The organism is Streptomyces sp. PTL18 (genome assembly GCF_059510295.1).
Map to the genome: position 1 here is coordinate 1 of NZ_JCAJZO010000136.1, position 526 is coordinate 526.

1 protein-coding gene is annotated in these 526 nt (G+C 73.4%); it reads left to right on the plus strand.

The genetic code is table 11. From position 1 onward, the window contains the following. On the plus strand, window positions 1-526 hold a 526-nt coding region (locus AC5WS8_RS39350; RefSeq protein ID WP_496108269.1), incomplete at both ends, for a SpnB-like Rossmann fold domain-containing protein.

Sequence of the window (526 nt, forward strand, 5' to 3'; positions counted from 1 at the left end):
GCTGAACGGATCCCGGTACCGGGTGCGCTGGCAGTCGCTCGCCGACCTGCCGCGCGGCGCCGCGTTGTCGGGCCGCTGGCTGCTGGTCGTCCCCGACGGTCTCGCCGGTGACGCGTGGGCCGTGTCGGTCCGGGAAGCCCTGACGGCTGCGGGTGCCGAGGTGGAGATGCTGACGCATGAGAGCGGTGCGGGTCGCGCCGAACTCGCCGGGCGTCTGGAGGGTGTGGGTCCCGTCGCGGGTGTGGTGTCCCTGTTGTCCCTCGCGAACGGACGCCATGGCGAGGCCGCCCCCTTGGCCGTCACCGCTTCCGTCACGCTCGTCCAGGCTCTGGGTGACGCGGGCGTGTCGGCACCGTTGTGGGTGGTCACCCGTGGCGCGGTGTCGGTCGGCCGCTTCGACGGTGCCGTGGACGCGCTCCAGGCCGCCGTCTGGGGTCTGGGGCGTGTCGCCGCGTTGGAGATCCCCGGACGCTGGGGCGGACTCGTCGATCTCCCCGACACCCTTGCTCCGAGCTCCCGTTCCGCA